We start from the raw sequence: 17566 nt of genomic DNA on the forward strand, positions 1-17566 counted from the left end.
GCTCAGAGCCCAGGAGCGTTCCCATGGCGCAACCGCAGACCCTGATGTCAGAATTGCCGATCCCCTTCTCAGGCACCGAAATGAGCCTTCTCATCGTCGACGATGATCGGCCGTTCTCCAGCCGGCTGGCCCGGGCCATGGAGGGCCGCGGCTACGATGTTCGCGTCGCCGAGAGCGTGCAGGAAGGCCTCACCGCCATCGAGCAGAAGGCCCCGACCTTCGCCGTGATCGACATGCGCCTCGGCGACGGCTCCGGCCTCGACGTGATCGCGAGGCTAAAGGAGCGCCGGCCGGATGCCCGCGGCGTGATCCTCACCGGCTACGGCAATATCGCGACCGCGGTGACGGCCGTGAAGCTCGGCGCGTTCGACTATCTCGCCAAGCCGGCCGATGCCGACGAGATCCACGCCGCGCTGAAGGCCGAGCCGGGCGAGAGGGCGAACCCGCCCGAGAACCCGATGTCGGCCGACCGGGTCCGCTGGGAGCATATCCAGCGCGTGTACGAACTCTGCGGCCGGAACGTCTCGGAAACGGCGCGGCGCCTCAACATGCACCGCCGGACCCTGCAGCGCATCCTGGCGAAGCGCGCACCGCGCTGAAGCCTTCCGGCGGACGGGCGACATCGCCCTCCGCCGCAGCTTGCCGACGTCACACCGCCGCGTCCTGCTCCTGGAAGTCGGTGCTGACCGCGACCTCGCGCCACGTCGCGAGCCCTTCGGCGACGGAGACGTTCTTGGCCTCGATCGCGGCGACGGTGTCGCTGCCGTAGGGCATTCGCAGGGGCGCGTCCGGTCGACCTCCCAGTTCCACCAAGGCGGCCGCGAGCTTGACCGGGTCCCCCGGCTGGCGATGGCTGAGACCGGCCGCGTGCTCGCGGACGGCACCTGCCGTCTCGGCGTAGTCCTCGATACGGTTGCCGCTGACGCTGAGCGAGCGTGCGTCGAGGAAATCCGTGCGGAAATAGCCCGGCTCGACGATCGTGGCCCTGATGCCGAGGGGCGCGAGTTCCGCCGCCAGCGCCTCGGTCAGACCCTCCACGGCGAATTTGGTCGAGCAGTAGACGCCGAAACCCGGGCCGCTGCGATAGCCGCCCACCGACGACATGTTCAGGATGTGGCCGCTGCGAGCGCGCCGCATCGAGGGTAGCACCGCCCGGCAGACGTTGAGGACGCCGAAGACGTTGGTCCGGTAGAGGGCCTCGATCTCCGCGGCGGTGGCTTCCTCGACCGCGCCGAGGAGGCCGAAGCCCGCGTTGTTGAGCAGCACGTCGATGCGGCCGAAGCTCCGGATCGCCTCGCCCGCCGCCGCATGGGCCTGTGCCTCGTCGGTGACGTCGAGGCGCACGGCCAGCAGGTCGGGATGCTCGCCGAGCGCCGCTACGATGCTGCGCGGGTCGCGCGCCGTCGCCACGACGGCGTCTCCCTTCTCCAAAGCGCGTTTCGCGACGAGAGCGCCGAAGCCGCGCGATGCGCCGGTGATGAACCAGGTTCTCATGATCCTCTCTCTCGGATGCTCGGCCCAGCGCCGATGGAGGAAAGGTAGGCCTGCCGCTCAGATGACTGTATCCATTCAATCGTCATCGGCTTGATGAGCTGAGCTCAGCAATGAAAAACGATACGGGATCGCTGTCGCTGTTCATGGCGGTGGCGCGGCATCGCAGCCTTCGGCGTGCGGCCGACGAACTCGGCTGCACGCCCTCCGCCGTCAGCCATGGCCTGAAAGTCCTGGAAGAGCGGTTGCGGGTCAGGCTGGTCAACCGCACCACGCGCAGCGTCGCACTGACGGAAGCCGGAGCGCGGCTCTACGGGCGCATCGAACCCGCCTTCCGCGACATCGCCGATGCGCTGGACGACCTCAACACCTATCGCGACGAGCCGATCGGACATCTACGCCTGAACGCGGCGCATCTGGCGACGCAGATGGTGCTGCTCCCCTATGCGACGCGGTTTCTGGAGCTCCACCCCGCGATGACGCTCGAGATCGTGGCCGACAACGCGCTCGTCGATATGGTGTCGGAGGGTTTCGATGCCGGCATCCGCTTCGGGGAGACGGTCGCGCAGGACATGATCGCGGTGCCGATCGGGCCTCGCCAGCGATCGGCCGTGGTCGCGACGCCGGATCTTTTCGCGCGCCACGGCTTGCCCTCGTCGCCGGAAGACCTGCGCGATCTGCCGTGCCTGCAACTGCGCTTCACGAGCGGCCGCCTCTACGACTGGGAATTCGAGCGGGGCGGCATCGCCTTCAATGTGTCGGTGCAGGGGCCGCTCGTCCTCAGCGACCAGGGCCACATCCTGCAGGCGGCGCTCGAGGGCGCGGGCGTCGCCTATCTGTTCGAGATCCAGGTGGAGCGCCTCGTCGCCGAGGGCCGGCTGATCCGGGTTCTCGAGGATTGGTGTCCCCACTATCCCGGCTTCCATCTGTACTATCCGAGCCGGCGGCAGATGCCGTCGACCCTGCGCGCGTTCATCGACTTCGTTCGCGGCGAGCGCGCCGTGCCGTAGCGGATCGCGTCGTCCTCAATCCTGGAGCTTCGCCCACATCTCGCGGTCGCGCTCGGCCGTCCAGATGATCGGATCGTCGATGCCCGACGCTTCGTCATAGGCGCGGGAGACGTTGAACGGCTGGCAGTGCTCGTAGATGGCGAAGGACGAGAATTTCGGGTCCATCGTCTCCCGGCACGCGGCGAAGGTGTCCTTGAGGCTGCGCCCCCGCGCGACGGCGAGTTCGGCCGTGCCGTAGAGGGTCGAGACGAAATCGCGCGTCATCGCGACCGCCTCGGAGACCTGCCCCTTCCCGACGAGAGCGTCGCCGCGGCCCGGCACGATCGCCTTGGGGTCGAAATCCAGGATGCGGTTCAGGGTCGAGGGCCATTGCCGCAACTTGGCGTCGCCGCAATAGCAGGCGGAATGGTACTCGACGAGATCGCCCGTCAGCATGATCTCCGCGTCCGGCACCCAGGCGACGATGTCCCCCGAGGTGTGGCCGGCCCCGAGACTCATCAGCGTCACCTCGCGCCGGCCGAGATAGAGCGAGAGGGAGCCCGCGAAGGCGAGGCTCGGCCAGGTCAGGCCCGGAATGCTCGACGCGTCGCGGAAGAGGCGCGGAAAGCGGCCGTATTCGGAATCCCAGTCCTCCTTGCCGCGCTCCGCGATCAGCCGATAGGTCTCGGCCGAGGCGACCACGCTCGCGCCGGCGAAGGCCGAGGCGCCGAGCACGCGCACGGCGTGGTAATGCGACAGAACGACGTATTTGATCGGCTTGTCCGTGACCTCCGCGACGCGCGCGATCACCTGCCGCGCCATGGCGGGCGTCGCCTGCGCATCCATGACGAGGCAGGAATCGTCGCCGACGACCACCGCGGTGTTCGGATCGCCCTCGGCCGTGAAGCCGTAGATGCCGGGGCCGATCTCGGTGAACGACACCGTCTTCTCGGCAAGATCGCCCGTCGATGCGAATCCGCGTGCCATGTCGTGTCCTCCGCCTGTTGCCGCCGTTCTGCCATGCCGCGGCGTCGGTGCAAAAGGGGCCGCCGGCAGGGCACGGTTTACAAACCGGAAAGACCTTCGCTCTAATTCCATCGGTCTGACCCCGATGTTGCGTATGGGAACCAGACCGATGACCAAGCTTGCGTTTCTCGCGGGCGCCTCGGCGCTCGTACTCTCGACTGCCGCTTTTGCCGCCGACCTGCCGTATCGTAGCCAGGCGCCCGCCTACGATGCTCCCCCTCCCGTGTTCACCACGGTGGGCTGGAACGGCTTCTATGCCGGCGGCACCTTCGGCTGGCGCGCCGCCAATTTCGATCCCGTCGTCAATTCCTTCGAGAGCGAGGGCAAGACGCGGCACTCGCTCGCCGGCGCGGTCCATGCGGGCTACAACTTCCAGGTCTCGCCGAGCATCGTGCTGGGCGTCGAGGGCGATATCGGCTACGGCCGCAACCGTGCCAGCGGGCCCGGCGCCGTGGGCGCGAGCTCCTTCACGACTCCGGACACGCCGCAGCCGGGCCGCGACACGATCACGACCGTCGGCTCGCAGAGCGGCAGCAAGGCCGAGATCGGCTGGGCCGGATCGGTCCGCGGCCGTATCGGCTATGCCTTCGACCGCGTCATGATCTACGCGACGGGCGGTCTCGCCTTCGCGAACCTGAACCTCCAGGGCACCTCGTCCACCACGGTCACCCAGCAGGTCGTGGCCGGCCAGAACGTGATCTCCACGAGCACCGCGTTCGGGCCGAGCTACATGACCCGGTCCGACAAGTGGACGGCGGGCTACACGGTCGGCGCGGGTATCGAATTCGCGATGACCGAGAATATCCTGCTGCGCGCCGAGTACCTCTATGCCGATTACGGCCGCCACACCGTGACGGTGCCGAGCGGCGCCACCATGGCCGTCGACGTCGACACCCATACGGCCCGCGCCGGCGTCAGCTACAAGTTCTGAACCGTCCGCATCGCGCGGTCTCGGCCCGGCGGAGCGCTCCGCCGGGCCTTTTTCGTTTCTCGGGGACCGCGGGCTGCGGCCCTCGCGCATCGACCGGTCGAACGATGCGCGGTCGATCAGAAGACGGCGGCCTGCTTGGCTATGCCGCGCGCGTCGCCCGTCGACGGCTCAATGTCGGTGAACGAGGCCGGAAATCCGCCACGATGTCGCGCGAAGACATCTGATAGAAACGATCATATGGTGCATTCGCGTGCGAGCCGCGTCGCGAATGATCGAACCATTTTCTTTTTGCGGTATTTCATCATCTTTGGCTAAATCCTGAGGTCATGACAAATGAGACGAGTTTCGGTTCTTGCATCGGCTGCGTTGCTTGGATTCGCGCTGACGAGCGCAGCGTCCGCCGCGCCCGCTCCCCAGGACGTGCTGCGCGGAGCGCAGGCCCAGGCCTATCCGTCTGAGGCGTTCTCGCAGCACCGCCATTACGGTCATCGCCATCACGCCCCGCGCTACCACGCCGCGCCCCGCTATCACGGTCATCGTCATTACGGTCATCGTCATTACCGCCGGAATGGCGGGGCCGTGGCGGCGGGCGTCGCCGGCGGGCTGGCCCTTGGCCTTCTCGGCGCGGCCATCGCCGCACAGCCGGGACCGGCCGTCGCGGGAGGTCCGGGCTGGTACGATTACTGCGCCCGTCGGTTCGGACCGACCTTCGATCCCCGCTCCGGCACCTATCTGGGCGCCGACGGCTACCGTCATCCCTGCCGGTAAACGGTCGATCATCGACGAAACGGGCCCTGCGGGGCCCGTTTCTGTTTCTGCTCCCGATGCCGCTCGCGCGGTTGTCCGGCATCGTCCGCGGGACGAGCATCCCCGGCGAGGGCGCCCCGCCGCGCGGAGCGATTCAAAAATGTTAGTGCCGCTTTGAAACTTCGGTCGAATCTTCCCGTTAAGGGGGGATGAGGACGTTCCGCCCGCGGTTGGATTTCAGCACGACCTCGCCCGAGGCTGCGTGCGAGCATCTGATGCTCGGCCGCATCGGCTCGGAACTTGCCGCGCTTTATCTCGATACCTTCGAATCGTCGCTGCCGCCGCGCCTGAAACGTCTCGTCGAGCGGCTCGAGGACGTGGACGACGTGTCCCACGAGGTGGCCGGGCAGGACGCCTGACCGGCCCTCATGGCGGCCTTGGCGCGCCGGCTCCGCGTCAATAAAAAAAGGGCGACCCGGCCAGCCGGATCGCCCTTTTTGGGTCGGGGCGGTGTCGCCGCGTGTCGTTCAGCGCGTCGCGAACTTGATCGTCAGCGCGCCGCGGGCCTGGAAGCCCGGGCTGGCCAGCGCGTCGAGGTAGCGCGTGTAGCGGACGTCGCCGATATTCGCGAGCACGACATCGCCGCGGATCCAGTCGTTGTACTGGTAGGAGGCGAAGAGATCGACCAGCGCGTATTCCTTGGTCGACGGGAAGGTCGTGTTGATCGACCTGCGGGCGTCGTAATAGGTGACGCGGGTGCCGACCGTCAGCCGGTTGTCGAGGAAGCGCAGGCCGAACGTGCCGCCGACCCGGTCCGGCGGGATCGTCGTCAGCGTCTCGTGGGTCGCTTTGTTCTTGCCCTCGACGTGGGAGTACATGGCGGAGACGAAGCCCGTGCCCCAATCGTAGGCGCCTTCGACCTCGACGCCCGAGATGCGCGCCTTGGCGATGTTCACGAATTGCTGGCTTTGCATCGGCGCGCAGGGCGCATTCGGGACGATCGGGCAGAGGAACGCCGGGAAGCCCGGTGCCACGGGCACTGAGTAATAGGGTCCGACGCCCTGCATGCCGATATAGTTGTCGATGGTGTTCTGGTAGGCGACCACCTTGCCGCGGAACTTGTCGCCTTCCTTCAGGACGTCGTCGAACTTGATGTTGATGCCGCCCTCCCAGTTATGGGCCGTCTCCGGCCGGAGACCGGGATTGGGAAGGATGTTGAAGGCGGGGAAGGGGTGCGTGCCGGAGATCAGCGTCTCGCTGATGGCGGGGGCACGGTAGCCCTCGGCATAGGTGCCGAAGAACTCGATCCACGGGAACGGCGAGACGCCGATCGTGCCGCGCGGGGAGACCCGGTCGCCCTCCGACTTGTAGGCGCCGCCCTTCAGTTCGTACGAATCGTAGCGTACCGCCGCGACGGCCCGCAGCCAGCCGCCATAGCGCATCTCGTCCTGGACGAAGGCACCGAGGAGGGAGCGTTCGCCCGAGGGCGTGAAGGCGCCGGTGAAGCCGCCCGCGTTGTCGCGCGTGCGGACATGGTCGAACACGCCGTCGCCGCCGATCGTCAGCGTATGGCTGATCGGGCCGGTGTCGAAGCGGGAGGTGTTGAAGACGTCGAAGCCCGTGGTCTCGAGATCGACCTTGATCTGGCCGCCGGGCCGGGCTCCGATCGCGGTGTAGGTGCGGGTCGGACTGAGCAGCGTCTGGAGCGAGTCCGTCGTCGAGTAGTAGCCCTTCACGTTGAAGTCGATCAGGGGCATGTCCGGCGGCGTGTAGCGATAGCCGAGCGTGTAGGTCGAGGTGTCGAGCTCGTTCCGGAAGCGCGCGCCGGTGATGGCCGAGCCGTTATTGGTGAAATCGAAGGACTGGATGAGCGCGGTGGCGCTGATCTGGTGTCCCTCGGCCGGGTTGATGTTGACCTTGATGTTGCCGGCGCGCAGCTCTTTGCCGGTATCGGAAATGATCAGGCCCGCGCCGTCCTTGTAGTTGTAGCCGTCGCGCAGGACGAATTGCCCGAACACGTTCGCAGCGTTGTCGGGCAGGCGAAAACCACCGGCCGTCGAGGAGACGATGCCGTAGCCGTTCGTCCCGGCGCCGATGCGCTGCTCGAACCCGGCAGTCTCCTCCGGCTTCAGGATGTCGTCGATCCCGCGCGTCCGGAACGATACGACGCCGCCGATCGCGCCCGAACCGTAAATGGTCGAGACCGGTCCGCGCGTGACGTCGACGCCGCCGATCAGTTCCGGGTCGAGGAAGAAGGTCCCGTTGGGGCCGTGGCCGGTCGACTGGAAGTTCTGGCGGGCGCCGTCGACGAGGACGTTGACGCGCCCGAAATCCTGCATGCCGCGGATGTTGATCGCCTGGCCGGGATTGTTCGAGATCTCCTGGGTCGAGACGCCCGGGATCTGGCGCAGGATGTCCGACACGCGGTCGGGCTGGGTCTGCTGGATCTGCTGCTGCGAGATGACGCTCGTGCCGCCGAGCGAATCGATGACCGGGGTCTCGGTCTTGGTGTTGGTAACGCTGAACTCGTCGAGCGGGTTCGGCGGGAGCGTCGGCACAGCCGCGGGAGACACGGTGGGCGTCCGGCGCTCGCTGACGCGGCCCGCAGGGCGCTGCGAGGCCGGGGCCCTTCTCTCGGCCGAGGCCGGCCTCACGGCGCCTCGGGAGGCCGCGCTCGGCGCGACCGTGACGGGAGGCAGTACGGTGCCGGCGGAATTCGTCGGGCCGGTCTGGGCCTGGGCGGCCGAGACGGCGAGAGCGGACACTCCGACGAGTGCCCAGAAGCGGCGAGCGAGCAGCATGACCCAGGTTCCAAGGGCGAGCGAAAAGGCTGGCTGGCTTGCCGGGGTAGCGGCGTGGCTGGCTGGCGGGACCGCAAAAGCGGCAACAGGGAGGCAGTTGCGCGGCAGCCCCGTGACGGGTCAAGCGTCGTGTTTTTTGTTCAGAATAATTCGAAAGTCTCGATGGGTCCTTATTTAGATTAGACGGACTTCAATTTGCGTCTTAAATCGATGACTTGCATGCGATAATTTTCGTCGCCGGCGACGGCGCTCGCGCCCGCTACGCATGCCGAACCCTTAACATCGCGCGATTGTGTGGCGACGAAGTCACGGCGCAGGGGACGCAGAGGCCGTGCGCCGACGCGGCGGGATCAGGAACGGCTGTCCCGGACCGGGGCTGGCCCCGACCTTGAGCGCGACGTCGAACACCTCCGAGACCATCGAATCGGTGATGATCTCACGCGGGGGACCGAAGGCCGCCGCCCGCCCTCGGGACATGACGAGGACGTCGTCGGCATAGGCCGCCGCGAGGTTGAGGTCGTGCAGCACCGCGAGCACGGCGACGCCGTCCGCGGCGAATTCCGCCGCCGCATCGAGAAGCGCGATCTGATGCTTGAGGTCGAGGCTGGCGATCGGCTCGTCGAGGAGGAGCACCTGCTCGCGCGAGACCGACCTGCCGGCCGCAAGCTGCGCCAGCACGCGCGCGAACTGGGTGCGCTGCTGCTCGCCGCCCGACAGGCTTTGATAGGCGCGGGTCGCCAGATGCGCGACGTCCGCGCGCCGCAGCGCCTCCTCGAGGATCGCGTCGCGGTCGCGCCGGCCGAGGCCCCGTCCGATCCCGTCGATGCCGATCCGCACGACCTCGCCGGCGGTGAACGGGAAGGCTAGACGGGAGGCCTGGGGCAGCACTACCCGAAGGCAGGCGAGGCGCCACGGCTCGATGCTGCGCACGTCCTCTCCGCCATAGAGGACCCGGCCGGAGGCGGGCGCGGTCTCGCCCGACAGCAGCTTGACCAGGGTCGACTTGCCGGCTCCGTTCGGGCCGATGATCACCGTCAGGCGGCCGCTCCCGACGGAGAGCGAGACGTCCTCGAGCAACGTCTTCGCGCCGACGCGAAAAGTCAGCCCGTGGCCTTCGAGCGGAGCCGTCATGCGTCCAGAACCGTGTTGCGGCGAAGCAGGAGCCACAGGAAGTACGGCGCGCCGATCAGGGCGGTGACGATGCCGATGGGAAGCTCTGCGGGAGCGACGACGACGCGCGCCACCATGTCGGAGGCGACGAGCAGAACCGCGCCGCCGAGCGCGGAGGCCGGGAGGAGCAGCCGATGGTCCGGGCCGACCGCGAGGCGGATGAGATGCGGCACCACGAGCCCGACGAACGAGATCAGCCCCGTGACGGCGACCGAGCAGCCGACGCCGACGGCGACGAGCAGGATCAGGAGCCGCTTCGAGCGCTGGACTGCGATGCCGAGATGAAAGGCCTCGGCCTCGCCGAGGACGAGCGCATTCAGGGCACGCGACAGGAACGGGGCTGCGACGAGCACCGCCAGCAGCACGGGCCCCACCATGGAGAACTTGCTCCAGGTCGAGCCGGCCACCGATCCGAGCGTCCAGAAGGTCAGGTCGCGCAACTGGCGGTCATCGCTCATGAAGGCCAGAAGGCCGGTTCCCGCCCCGGCGAGGGCGCTGATCGCGACGCCTGCGAGCAGCATGGTCGCAACGGAGGTGCGTCCCCGCCGCGTCGCGATGGCATACAGGAGCATCGTCGCGCCGAGGCCGCCGACGAAGGCCGCGATCGGCAGCGCGGTGAAGGGAACGGGGCCCGATCCCGAAACGAAGTGATGGCCGAGCACGATCGTGACGGCCGCCGCGAGCGCGGCGCCGGACGAAACACCGACGAGGGCCGGATCGGCGAGGGGGTTGCGGAACAGCCCCTGGAGGAGTGCTCCGCCCGTCGCGAGGGTGGCGCCCACGAGAAGGCCGATCAGGGTTCGAGGCAGGCGGATGTCGAACACGATCACGCCGTCCCGGACGAGCGCCGGATCGCCGAGGACCGCCTCGCGCCCCGCCAGGACGATCGCGGCAACGCGCGCGAGCGGCAGGCTCACTGCGCCCGTCCCGAGCGAGGCGAGCCCGGTCAGCAGGACCAGCAGCGCGAGTGCGAAGAGCACGATCCAGCCCCGGATACGACCCGCCGACGAGCGCCAGCGCGGCGCCGTCCCCGGCAGCGCCGGGCCGGAGGTCGCGATCACAGCGTCGCTCCGGCTCACTCCGAAGGCGTCCCGGGATGGAGCGCGAGGAGGAGTTCGCGCGCCGCATCCGGCGTCCGCGGCCCGAAGCCCAGAAGGTACAGGCCGTTCATCGTCACGAGGCGCTTGTCGCGCGCTGCCGGCGTCTGTGACAGGGCGGCCCCTTCGAACAGACCGGCGGGTGCTCCGCGTCCCGGCCCGTTATCCATCATGACGACGGCTTCAGGCCGGGCGGCGACGATGGCCTCGTCGGTCATCGGCTTGAAGCCCTCGAGGGCGGAGGCGACGTTCTCGGCTCCGGCAAGGGCCAGCATGCCGTCAGCCGAGGTGTTCCTGCCCGCGACCATCGTGCGCCCGTTCTGGAGCGAGAGGATGAACAGCGCGCGCGTGGGCTTCTTGATGCGGCCGCGCAACGTCGTCAGGTCCACGAACCGCTTGGCGACGGACGCGGCGAGAGCCTCGCCCTCGCGATCACGACCGACCGCGTGGGCGACGGTCTTGATCCGGGTGAGGACACCGGCTTCGGTCGGATCCTCGGGCACCGTGACGATGGGAACGCCCGCTTCGCGCACGAGTTTGATCGCGTCCGGAGGACCGGCGCCTTCCGCGGCGATCACGAGCGTCGGGCGGGCCGACAGGACGCCCTCGGCGGACAATTGCCGCATGTAGCCGACATTCGGCTTGGTCTTGAGCGCCTCGGGAGGCTGGACGCTGGTGGTGTCGACGGCGGCGACGGCGCCGCCGAGGCCGAGATCGTACAGGATCTCGGTCACGACCCCGCCGATCGCCACGATGCGGGCGTCGGAGGGAGCGGCGGCGAATGCCGGACCGAGAAGAGCGGCGCCGGAGGCGGCCAGCCCGGAGGCGAGGACCAGGCGGCGGGAGGGGGATACGGTCGTGATCATTTGGTCAGGATCAGCTTTCCGCTCTGGGTTTGGCGCAGGCGGTATTGCTCGCCCTTGTGCACGAGAATCACCTCGCGCCGGGTGCCGAACAGCACGCTTGTGTCGAAAGAGGGCAATTGTTGCGAGCTCGGCGCGGATGGCGGAGCGTCGTTCCGCCGCTCGGGATCATCTTCAGCCATGCCTGCGGCCTGCCTCGTCTCATCCTGCACTCGAAATTTCTATTTAGAATAAACAGAAACAACGATATTGCTGCTTGTCAGCGCATTAGTTCGGCGGCAAAGCGCTGACAAGCGCAACTGAGCTCGCCCCCGTCCGGGTGGCATCGAAGGAGACGATCGGCATGTTCATCGCCATGAATCGGTTCAAGGTCATGAAGGACGCGACCGAGGAATTCGAGGCCGTCTGGAAGAACCGCGACAGCCACCTCGACGAGATGGACGGGTTCGAGGGCTTCCACCTGCTGCGCGGTCCCGAGGCCGAGGACCACGTCCTCTATTCGTCCCACACCACCTGGCGGTCGAAGGCCGATTTCGAGGCCTGGACGAAGTCCGAGCAGTTCCGCAAGGCGCATTCGCGGGCTCCGGGCAGCAAGCCCCTGTTCGCCGGCCACCCCCAGTTCGAGGGCTTCGAGACGATCCAGACGCTGGCGGCCGGCGCGACGAAGAGCGCCGCGTGAGCACGGCCGAGCAAGCCCCCTCGGCGGATCTCGGCGAGCGCCTGAAGCAGGCGATCGCCGCCGATCCCGGCGGTGTGCTGGAGGAGATCGGGCGGCGGGAAGGCGCGCCCTATCGCGCCGTCCTCGACGTCCTGCCGGACGGCCAGGCCGTCGCCGCGCCGGGCTCGTCCTTCGAGGCCCTGTGGGCCGATCTCGCGGCGTGGCCCGGCGAGATCACCTTCATCGTCCATACGCGGGACGGGGTGTTCGAGACGCGCGGGACGATCCCGCCCGGGACTGTCGGTCGTGGCTATTTCAACATCCACAGCGACAGCCCGATCGGCGGCCATATCCGCTTCGAGCGCTGCGCGGCGATCTATTTCGTCGACCGTCCGTTCTTCGGGCGCCGCTCCTGCTCCGTCCAGTTCGTGAACGGCGAGGGCGAGGCGATGTTCAAGATCTTCGTCGGCCGCGGACCGGACCGTGAACTCGATCCGGCCCAGGTGGCCCTGTTCGAAGCGATGAAGGCGAAGGCGGCGGCCTGAGGGCTGCCGCACTCAGCCGGACGGCTCCGTCTCCTCGTCCGTCCGGGGTGCCAGCGCCGCGGTGGCGGCGCGATACGAGAATCCGGCGCGGACGAGGGCGGCGAGGTCCCGGTCTCGCCGCGCGGGATCGGCAAGGCGTCGGAACGGGCCGAGACGGCGCCGCTCGGCATAGCGGCGGGCCTGCGCGAAATCGTCCGGTTCGGCTTCACCCAGCGCCGCCTCGATGGTCCCGCCGGCAATCCCCTTGGCGGCGAGGGCGGCCTTCGCGCGTGAAACCGAGGCGCCGCGCCTCAGCAGGGTACCGAGCCGTGCGCCCGCATAGGCCGCGTCATCGACGAGGCCCGAGCGGATCGCCTTGTCCACGGTCTCATCGATAAGCTTGGCCGTATCCTCGTCCGGCTGGGCTCCGCTGCGGCGCCGCGCCTTGCGCAGGAGAACGCGCCGGAGATTCTCCGACGAGGACGCATAGCGCTCCAGATAGAAGACGGCGGCCCGCTCGAGATAGGCGGCCGTGACCGGCTTTCCGGTGTCGCGCTCGGTGTCGGCTGATCGGGTCACTGTTCGGGACGCCACGTTTCGCTCGTCCGGAGACCCGTCTTCGGTCCTCCGGAACCATTCACGGATTATCCCGCTCCGACCCGATCCTCCAAGCTTTCCTCCGAGCCCGGTCCTTTCTTGCCGTCCGGATGGGAGAGATCCGCCGGAGGCGAGGCGCGGCAAGGCGTCTGTCCCGTTCCGATAGGGCGAATGGTGGAAGCCTGACGCTGCCGCGGCACGCAGAATAGGGCGCCGCCTCTTGCTTGCGAACATGTTGTCTGACAATCTGCCTGTCACGCAAAATGCACGGAGAATGGCGAATGGATTGGGTGGCGCGCGCGATCGGGGGACTTGCTGCACTCGGAATGCTGGCGGCGACGCCGGCGGTGGCGCAGACGTTTCCGACGCGGCCTGTCACGCTGGTGGTGGCAGCGGCGGCGGGAGGCACCACGGACGTGCTGGCGCGCCTTGTCGCGAAGTCGATGAGCGAGGACCTCAAGCAGTCCGTCGTCGTCGAGAACGTGGTCGGCGGCGGCGCGACGGTCGGCACCCGCCGCGTCGTACGGGCGGACCCGGACGGCTACCAGCTGATCTTCGGCAATATGGGATCGCTCGCGGCCAATGTCTGGCTGTTCCCCAATCTCGGCTTCGATCCCCGCAAGGATCTCGCGCCGATCGGGGTGGTCGCGGACGTGCCCATGGTGCTCGCCGTCAGCAACAAATCCGGCGTGAAGGACCTGAAGGGCTTCCTCGCCAAGCTCTCCGAGAAGGAGCGCGGCGTGAACTTCGCCCATGCCGGCCCGGCGACGACGACGCATCTGGCCTGCGTGACCTTCCAGTACGTGACCGACACGAAGGCGACCGACATCCCCTATCGCGGTGTCGGGCCCGCCATCAACGATCTGCTCGCCGGCACCGTCGACGCGCTGTTCGACCAGACCGTGACGATGATCCCGCTCCACACCTCGGGCGGTGCCAGGGCCCTCGCCGTCACCGGCAAGACCCGCCTGCCGCAGATCCCGGACGTGCCGACCTTCGCCGAAGCGGGCGTGCCGAAATTCGACCTCTCGGTCTGGAACGCCATCGCGGCTCCGGCAGCGACGCCCAAGCCCGTGCTCGACCGGCTCGAGGCCTCGCTGAAGGCGGCCCTCGCCGATCCCGAGCTCCAGAAGCGCTTCGCCGATCTCGCGGCCCAGGTTCCGGCGGCCGACCAGCAGGGAGCGGAGCCGCTCCGCGCCCTGATCGCGAAGGATATCGACCGGCTCGGCACCGTCATCAAGGCGGTCGGCCTGAAGGCGGAGTGAGACGTACCGCCGGCTCCGATTTGGGCCGACGAAAGTAGGATGGAGGGATCGACCGACCGGCCGGTTCCGAGCTATCGCGGGACGAGCGCGACGCTCAACTGAACTCTGATCAAACAGACGAAATTCGGGGAGAAGGACACATGGCCGGAACCATCGGCTTCATCGGGCTCGGCAATATGGGAACGCCGATGGCGAGCCGGCTCGTCGATGCGGGCTACGGCCTCGTCGTCCATGACACGCGCGACAACGTCATCGGCCCGTTCCTGGAACGCGGCGCTGCGCGGGCCGGGTCCGCCGAAGACGTCGCCTCGCGCGCCGAGACCGTTCTCGTCAGCCTCCCGACCCCCGATATCGTCGACAAGGTCGTCCTCGGCGAGGGCGGCGTGTCCGGCGGCTCGAAGGTGAAGACGGTCGTCGACCTCTCGACGACCGGACCGCGCGTCGCGGCCGCGATCTCCGAGAAGCTCAAGGCGAAGGGCATCACCTTCGTCGATTGTCCCGTCAGCGGCGGCGTCGGCGGCGCCGTGGCCGGCACGCTGGCCGTGATGGTCTCGGGGCCGCGCCCGACCTATGAGCAGCTGGAGCCGATGCTGAAGAACATCGGCAAGGTCTTCTTCATCGGCGAGGCTCCCGGCTCCGCCCAGATGATGAAGCTCTGCAACAACCTCATGTCCGCGGCCGCCATGGCGATCTCGACCGAGGCCATCGTCGCCGGCACGAAGGCCGGCATCGACCCGCAGGTGATGGTGGACGTGATCAACGTCTCCAGCGGCCAGAACACGGCCACCACGCAGAAATATCCGAAATCGATGCTGAACCGCCGCTTCGATTACGGCTTCGCGACCGGGCTGATGTTCAAGGACGTGCGGCTCTGCCTCGAGGAGATGGAAGGCATGGGCCTCGACCTGGCGACGGCCAAGGCGGTGCGCTCCGTCTGGCAGAAGGTTCAGGACGAGAAGGGCGCCGAGAGCGATTTCACGCGCATCCTCGAAGTGATCGAGACGCCGGCTGGCGTGACGGTCGGCAAGCAAAGCTGACGGCGAAAGCCCAAACCTGCCGAAATCCACCTCCGCTCATCCCGGCGAAAGCCGGAATGAGCGGAGGACCGACCGGCATGACAAAATCAGGAGGAAACGATGGCGGAACTCGAACCCTACGAAATCCACGCTGTCCGCTACGCACATAACGCGAACGCGACGACACGGGAGAACTTCCTCGGCGGCGACCCCCACGAGACGCCGATGCCGCTCGATTACTTCGTCTGGGCGATCCGCGGAAACGGCCGCACCATCATCTTCGATACCGGCTTCGACGAGGCGATGGCCAAGAAGCGCAAGCGTCAGTTCCTGCGCTCGCCGGGAGAGGGACTGAAGTGCATCGGCATCGATCCCGACGGGGTCGAGGATGTCGTCGTCAGCCACATGCATTACGATCATTGCGGCAATTACGACCTGTTCCCGCGGGCCAAATACCATCTGCAGGACACCGAGATGGCCTATTGCACGGGCCGCTGCATGTGCCACCCGACCTTGCGTGTGCCGTTCGAGCTCGACGACGTCGTCTCGATGGTGGGGAAGGTCTTCACCGGCCGTGTCGCCTTCCATGACGGCGACAGCGAATTCGCGCCCGGCATCACGCTGCACAAGGTCGGCGGCCATTCCAAAGGCCTGCAGGTCATGCGCGTCTGGACGCGGCGCGGCTGGATGGTGCTCGCGTCCGATGCCAGCCACTTCTACGCCAATATGGAGAACGGCCGCCCCTTCCACCTCGTCCACAATGTCGAGGAGGTTCTGGAGAGCTACAACCGTTGCTACTCCCTCGCGAGCGAGCGTTCCGGCGTGATCCCGGGGCACGATCCGAAGACGCTGGATCTCTATCCCGCTTCGGCGCCGGGCCTCGAGGGGATTGCCGTCAGGCTCGACGCCGACCCGCGGGGATAGCGATCCCGTCTCGCCGCTCCCCCGGTCTTCCGGAGGAGCGGCCAAGGCGCGATCAGACGATCGCCATGCGAGCCTTGTGGGTCTTGGCGAGGTCGAGTTCGCCGGGCTTGCCGCCCTTGTAGGCGACGGCGACCGGCCCCTGTCCGCGCGCCTCGATGAGGTCGGCGAGCGTGCCGGAGGCGGTGGGCTCGGCCAGCGTGACCTTGGTGCCGCCCGAGAGGGTGAGGGACACGGTTCTCGCCGGAGTGCCGAGAACCGTCGCGGTCACAACATCAGACGGAGCCTCTCCGCCGATCAGCGCCGCATAGCGCTTCGCGGAGGCCGCGACGTCCCGCACGCCGACGGTGATCTCGGCGACCCCGGTCACGCCGTTCGGCTGGCGCCGGATCTCGGCATCCTCCTGCACCCGCAGGCGGCGCGGCGTGACGTCGCCGCAAAGGAAGGGCACGTCCGAGCCGGGCGAGCGCGCGGTCTTCCACACGAGGCGCTCGCCATCCGGCCGGAGACGCCCGCCATCCATCGGATCGCTGATATCGAGCCCGCGCGCCTGGGCCCCCTTCACGACCTCGACGATGTCTCCGGGCAGGAGCGCGTGGTCGATGAAGCCTTCGCCGTCGGCGTGGTAGGTGTCCGACCAGCGCATGCCCTCGTCGGGCCTCTTCCAGGCGATGAGTTCAAGATACGAACCGTCCTCGAAGATCACGAGCACGTTCTGCGTGATGCCGTTCGCATGCTCGCCGCCCTGGATCGGATTGAAGCCGAGCGACTTGTAGTCGTCGAACGCCGTTTTCAGATCCGAGACCGTGATGACGATGTGATCTAATCTCAGGGACATGGTGCCTTCCTGTCGGTCTTGTGGAGATTTGTCTTGTTGGTCAATCTAAAAGCTGGATGTCGTGCCCGCGGGAGTGGATGCCGAGGATCGTGACGGTTTCCGCTTCGGTATCGAAAACGATCGTGACGCTACGACGAAAGCCGATCATTCGCAGTCCGGGCCGGGTGTCGTCTCGCCGTATCCCGCGATGGGGCATGTGACTGAGCTTGGCGCAGTACTCGACGATCGATCGTGCAAATCGGACGGCTCTGTCAGGCGAGGATTGTCGAGCGATATAGGTCGTGAGCGCCTCCAGATGGCGGCGCGCTTCCGGTGAAAAAACGACCCGATAGGACGTCAAGCTGACTTGACCAGGGCTCGGTGCAATTCGGTCAATGATCGCTGCACGTCGTCTATCGCCAAGGCTCGCGACGGGTCTGCCTTCATCGCATCGTAGGCTGGCACGACCTCGCGGCGAAGCCAGTCCTCCAGCGTCTCGTCCTGCTCGCGGAGGAGTTCCAGCCCCTGGCGGACTACGTCGCTGCCGCTGGGATAGGCGCCGGACGCGACCTTCTCGTCGATCAGGTCTGCCAGCTCGTCCGGCAATGTCAGGGTCATCTGCCGCATGGCGATCCCTCTTCGCGAAGCCCGTT

The 17566-nt window shown here is 67.5% G+C and carries 21 protein-coding genes; 10 read left to right on the forward strand and 11 right to left on the reverse strand.

Going from position 1 to position 17566, the window contains the following annotated elements; genetic code table 11:
- The first annotated feature begins 23 nt into the window (after positions 1-23).
- Positions 24-599 carry an ActR/PrrA/RegA family redox response regulator transcription factor gene (locus EV668_RS18565; RefSeq protein ID WP_133772838.1) on the forward strand — a complete coding sequence of 192 codons (576 nt, stop codon included), beginning with the start codon at positions 24-26 and terminating at the stop codon, positions 597-599.
- A gap of 49 nt (positions 600-648) precedes the next feature.
- Here the strand turns inward: EV668_RS18565 and EV668_RS18570 are convergent, their stop codons facing one another.
- Positions 649-1494, reverse strand: coding sequence for an oxidoreductase (locus tag EV668_RS18570; RefSeq protein WP_133772840.1), 846 nt, complete (start codon positions 1492-1494; stop codon positions 649-651).
- A gap of 110 nt (positions 1495-1604) precedes the next feature.
- On the opposite strand from EV668_RS18570, the gene EV668_RS18575 reads away from it, so the two are divergent.
- Complete coding sequence (locus EV668_RS18575; RefSeq protein ID WP_133772842.1) at positions 1605-2501, forward strand: LysR family transcriptional regulator; 897 nt, start codon at positions 1605-1607, stop codon at positions 2499-2501.
- Between the two features lie 15 nt (positions 2502-2516).
- On the opposite strand, the gene EV668_RS18580 is transcribed toward EV668_RS18575, so the two are convergent.
- A complete protein-coding gene (locus tag EV668_RS18580) occupies positions 2517-3467 on the reverse strand; it encodes an MBL fold metallo-hydrolase (protein ID WP_133772844.1) in 951 nt (316 codons plus the stop codon).
- A 148-nt stretch (positions 3468-3615) separates the two neighbouring features.
- Between EV668_RS18580 and EV668_RS18585 the strand changes: the two genes are divergently transcribed.
- The 3 genes from EV668_RS18585 (at position 3616) to EV668_RS24900 (ending at position 5603) form a co-directional block, all read left to right on the forward strand.
- On the forward strand, positions 3616-4437 hold the full coding sequence (locus tag EV668_RS18585; RefSeq protein ID WP_166652542.1) for an outer membrane protein: 822 nt from the start codon (positions 3616-3618) through the stop codon (positions 4435-4437).
- Between the two features lie 333 nt (positions 4438-4770).
- Positions 4771-5205 (forward strand): BA14K family protein, encoded by a 435-nt coding sequence (locus tag EV668_RS18590; RefSeq protein ID WP_133772848.1) that lies wholly within the window; start codon positions 4771-4773, stop codon positions 5203-5205.
- Positions 5206-5459: 254 nt separating this feature from the next.
- On the forward strand, positions 5460-5603 hold the full coding sequence (locus tag EV668_RS24900) for a hypothetical protein (RefSeq protein WP_166652543.1): 144 nt from the start codon (positions 5460-5462) through the stop codon (positions 5601-5603).
- Between the two features lie 108 nt (positions 5604-5711).
- Here EV668_RS24900 and EV668_RS18595 read toward each other — a convergent pair whose 3' ends face one another.
- The 5 genes from EV668_RS18595 to hemP form a co-directional block, all read right to left on the reverse strand.
- Positions 5712-7985, reverse strand: coding sequence for a TonB-dependent hemoglobin/transferrin/lactoferrin family receptor (locus tag EV668_RS18595; RefSeq protein WP_133772850.1), 2274 nt, complete (start codon positions 7983-7985; stop codon positions 5712-5714).
- A gap of 306 nt (positions 7986-8291) precedes the next feature.
- The gene (locus EV668_RS18600) at positions 8292-9116 is read right to left on the reverse strand and encodes a heme ABC transporter ATP-binding protein (RefSeq protein WP_133772852.1); all 825 of its coding nucleotides are present in this window, start codon (positions 9114-9116) and stop codon (positions 8292-8294) included.
- Positions 9113-10234: a FecCD family ABC transporter permease gene (locus tag EV668_RS18605; protein WP_133772855.1), complete on the reverse strand. Its 1122-nt coding sequence runs from the start codon at positions 10232-10234 to the stop codon at positions 9113-9115. Before EV668_RS18605 ends, EV668_RS18600 begins: the two co-directional genes overlap by 4 nt.
- Positions 10231-11118 (reverse strand): heme/hemin ABC transporter substrate-binding protein, encoded by an 888-nt coding sequence (locus EV668_RS18610; RefSeq protein ID WP_133772857.1) that lies wholly within the window; start codon positions 11116-11118, stop codon positions 10231-10233. The genes EV668_RS18605 and EV668_RS18610 overlap by 4 nt, the downstream gene beginning before the upstream one ends.
- On the reverse strand, positions 11115-11297 hold the full coding sequence (gene hemP, locus EV668_RS18615) for a hemin uptake protein HemP (protein ID WP_133772859.1): 183 nt from the start codon (positions 11295-11297) through the stop codon (positions 11115-11117). The genes EV668_RS18610 and hemP overlap by 4 nt, the downstream gene beginning before the upstream one ends.
- Positions 11298-11458: 161 nt before the next feature.
- Between hemP and hmuQ the strand changes: the two genes are divergently transcribed.
- Complete coding sequence (gene hmuQ, locus EV668_RS18620; RefSeq protein WP_133772861.1) at positions 11459-11794, forward strand: heme-degrading protein HmuQ; 336 nt, start codon at positions 11459-11461, stop codon at positions 11792-11794.
- A complete protein-coding gene (gene hutX / locus EV668_RS18625) occupies positions 11791-12318 on the forward strand; it encodes a heme utilization cystosolic carrier protein HutX (RefSeq protein WP_133772863.1) in 528 nt (175 codons plus the stop codon). Before hmuQ ends, hutX begins: the two co-directional genes overlap by 4 nt.
- Positions 12319-12330: 12 nt before the next feature.
- On the opposite strand, the gene EV668_RS18630 is transcribed toward hutX, so the two are convergent.
- Positions 12331-12891, reverse strand: coding sequence for a regulatory protein RecX (locus tag EV668_RS18630; RefSeq protein ID WP_245513302.1), 561 nt, complete (start codon positions 12889-12891; stop codon positions 12331-12333).
- A gap of 284 nt (positions 12892-13175) precedes the next feature.
- Here EV668_RS18630 and EV668_RS18635 point away from each other — a divergent pair, with 284 nt between their 5' ends.
- From EV668_RS18635 to EV668_RS18645, 3 genes are all read left to right on the forward strand, one after another.
- The gene (locus EV668_RS18635) at positions 13176-14159 is read left to right on the forward strand and encodes a Bug family tripartite tricarboxylate transporter substrate binding protein (RefSeq protein WP_208111578.1); all 984 of its coding nucleotides are present in this window, start codon (positions 13176-13178) and stop codon (positions 14157-14159) included.
- Between the two features lie 140 nt (positions 14160-14299).
- Positions 14300-15196, forward strand: coding sequence for an NAD(P)-dependent oxidoreductase (locus EV668_RS18640; protein WP_133772868.1), 897 nt, complete (start codon positions 14300-14302; stop codon positions 15194-15196).
- A gap of 99 nt (positions 15197-15295) precedes the next feature.
- On the forward strand, positions 15296-16099 hold the full coding sequence (locus EV668_RS18645; protein WP_133772870.1) for an N-acyl homoserine lactonase family protein: 804 nt from the start codon (positions 15296-15298) through the stop codon (positions 16097-16099).
- Positions 16100-16151: 52 nt separating this feature from the next.
- Here the strand turns inward: EV668_RS18645 and EV668_RS18650 are convergent, their stop codons facing one another.
- From EV668_RS18650 to EV668_RS18660, 3 genes are read right to left on the reverse strand one after another with little or no spacing between them, the layout of a single operon-like run.
- On the reverse strand, positions 16152-16934 hold the full coding sequence (locus EV668_RS18650) for a VOC family protein (protein ID WP_133772872.1): 783 nt from the start codon (positions 16932-16934) through the stop codon (positions 16152-16154).
- A 40-nt stretch (positions 16935-16974) separates the two neighbouring features.
- Complete coding sequence (locus EV668_RS18655; protein ID WP_245513303.1) at positions 16975-17274, reverse strand: type II toxin-antitoxin system RelE/ParE family toxin; 300 nt, start codon at positions 17272-17274, stop codon at positions 16975-16977.
- Positions 17271-17540, reverse strand: a complete 270-nt coding sequence (locus tag EV668_RS18660) for a ribbon-helix-helix domain-containing protein (protein ID WP_133772876.1) — start codon at positions 17538-17540, stop codon at positions 17271-17273. The genes EV668_RS18655 and EV668_RS18660 overlap by 4 nt, the downstream gene beginning before the upstream one ends.
- Positions 17541-17566: the final 26 nt, after the last annotated feature.

It is taken from the genome of Enterovirga rhinocerotis (assembly GCF_004363955.1).
Classification (GTDB): Bacteria; Pseudomonadota; Alphaproteobacteria; order Rhizobiales; family Beijerinckiaceae; genus Enterovirga; species Enterovirga rhinocerotis.

Bases quoted from the DNA above. Each gene is read 5' to 3' on its own strand.
- EV668_RS18640 (WP_133772868.1), top strand. From the start codon at position 14,300: ATGGCCGGAACCATCGGCTTCATCGGGCTCGGCAATATGGGAACGCCG.
- EV668_RS18635 (WP_208111578.1), top strand. From the start codon at position 13,176: ATGGATTGGGTGGCGCGCGCGATCGGGGGACTTGCTGCACTCGGAATG.
- EV668_RS18660 (WP_133772876.1), bottom strand. From the start codon at position 17,540: ATGCGGCAGATGACCCTGACATTGCCGGACGAGCTGGCAGACCTGATC.
- hemP (WP_133772859.1), bottom strand. From the start codon at position 11,297: ATGGCTGAAGATGATCCCGAGCGGCGGAACGACGCTCCGCCATCCGCG.
- EV668_RS18565 (WP_133772838.1), top strand. From the start codon at position 24: ATGGCGCAACCGCAGACCCTGATGTCAGAATTGCCGATCCCCTTCTCA.
- EV668_RS18645 (WP_133772870.1), top strand. From the start codon at position 15,296: ATGGCGGAACTCGAACCCTACGAAATCCACGCTGTCCGCTACGCACAT.
- EV668_RS18570 (WP_133772840.1), bottom strand. From the start codon at position 1,494: ATGAGAACCTGGTTCATCACCGGCGCATCGCGCGGCTTCGGCGCTCTC.
- EV668_RS18575 (WP_133772842.1), top strand. From the start codon at position 1,605: ATGAAAAACGATACGGGATCGCTGTCGCTGTTCATGGCGGTGGCGCGG.
- EV668_RS18580 (WP_133772844.1), bottom strand. From the start codon at position 3,467: ATGGCACGCGGATTCGCATCGACGGGCGATCTTGCCGAGAAGACGGTG.
- EV668_RS18610 (WP_133772857.1), bottom strand. From the start codon at position 11,118: ATGATCACGACCGTATCCCCCTCCCGCCGCCTGGTCCTCGCCTCCGGG.
- EV668_RS18650 (WP_133772872.1), bottom strand. From the start codon at position 16,934: ATGTCCCTGAGATTAGATCACATCGTCATCACGGTCTCGGATCTGAAA.
- hmuQ (WP_133772861.1), top strand. From the start codon at position 11,459: ATGTTCATCGCCATGAATCGGTTCAAGGTCATGAAGGACGCGACCGAG.
- EV668_RS18600 (WP_133772852.1), bottom strand. From the start codon at position 9,116: ATGACGGCTCCGCTCGAAGGCCACGGGCTGACTTTTCGCGTCGGCGCG.
- EV668_RS24900 (WP_166652543.1), top strand. From the start codon at position 5,460: ATGCTCGGCCGCATCGGCTCGGAACTTGCCGCGCTTTATCTCGATACC.
- EV668_RS18590 (WP_133772848.1), top strand. From the start codon at position 4,771: ATGAGACGAGTTTCGGTTCTTGCATCGGCTGCGTTGCTTGGATTCGCG.
- EV668_RS18595 (WP_133772850.1), bottom strand. From the start codon at position 7,985: ATGCTGCTCGCTCGCCGCTTCTGGGCACTCGTCGGAGTGTCCGCTCTC.
- EV668_RS18585 (WP_166652542.1), top strand. From the start codon at position 3,616: ATGACCAAGCTTGCGTTTCTCGCGGGCGCCTCGGCGCTCGTACTCTCG.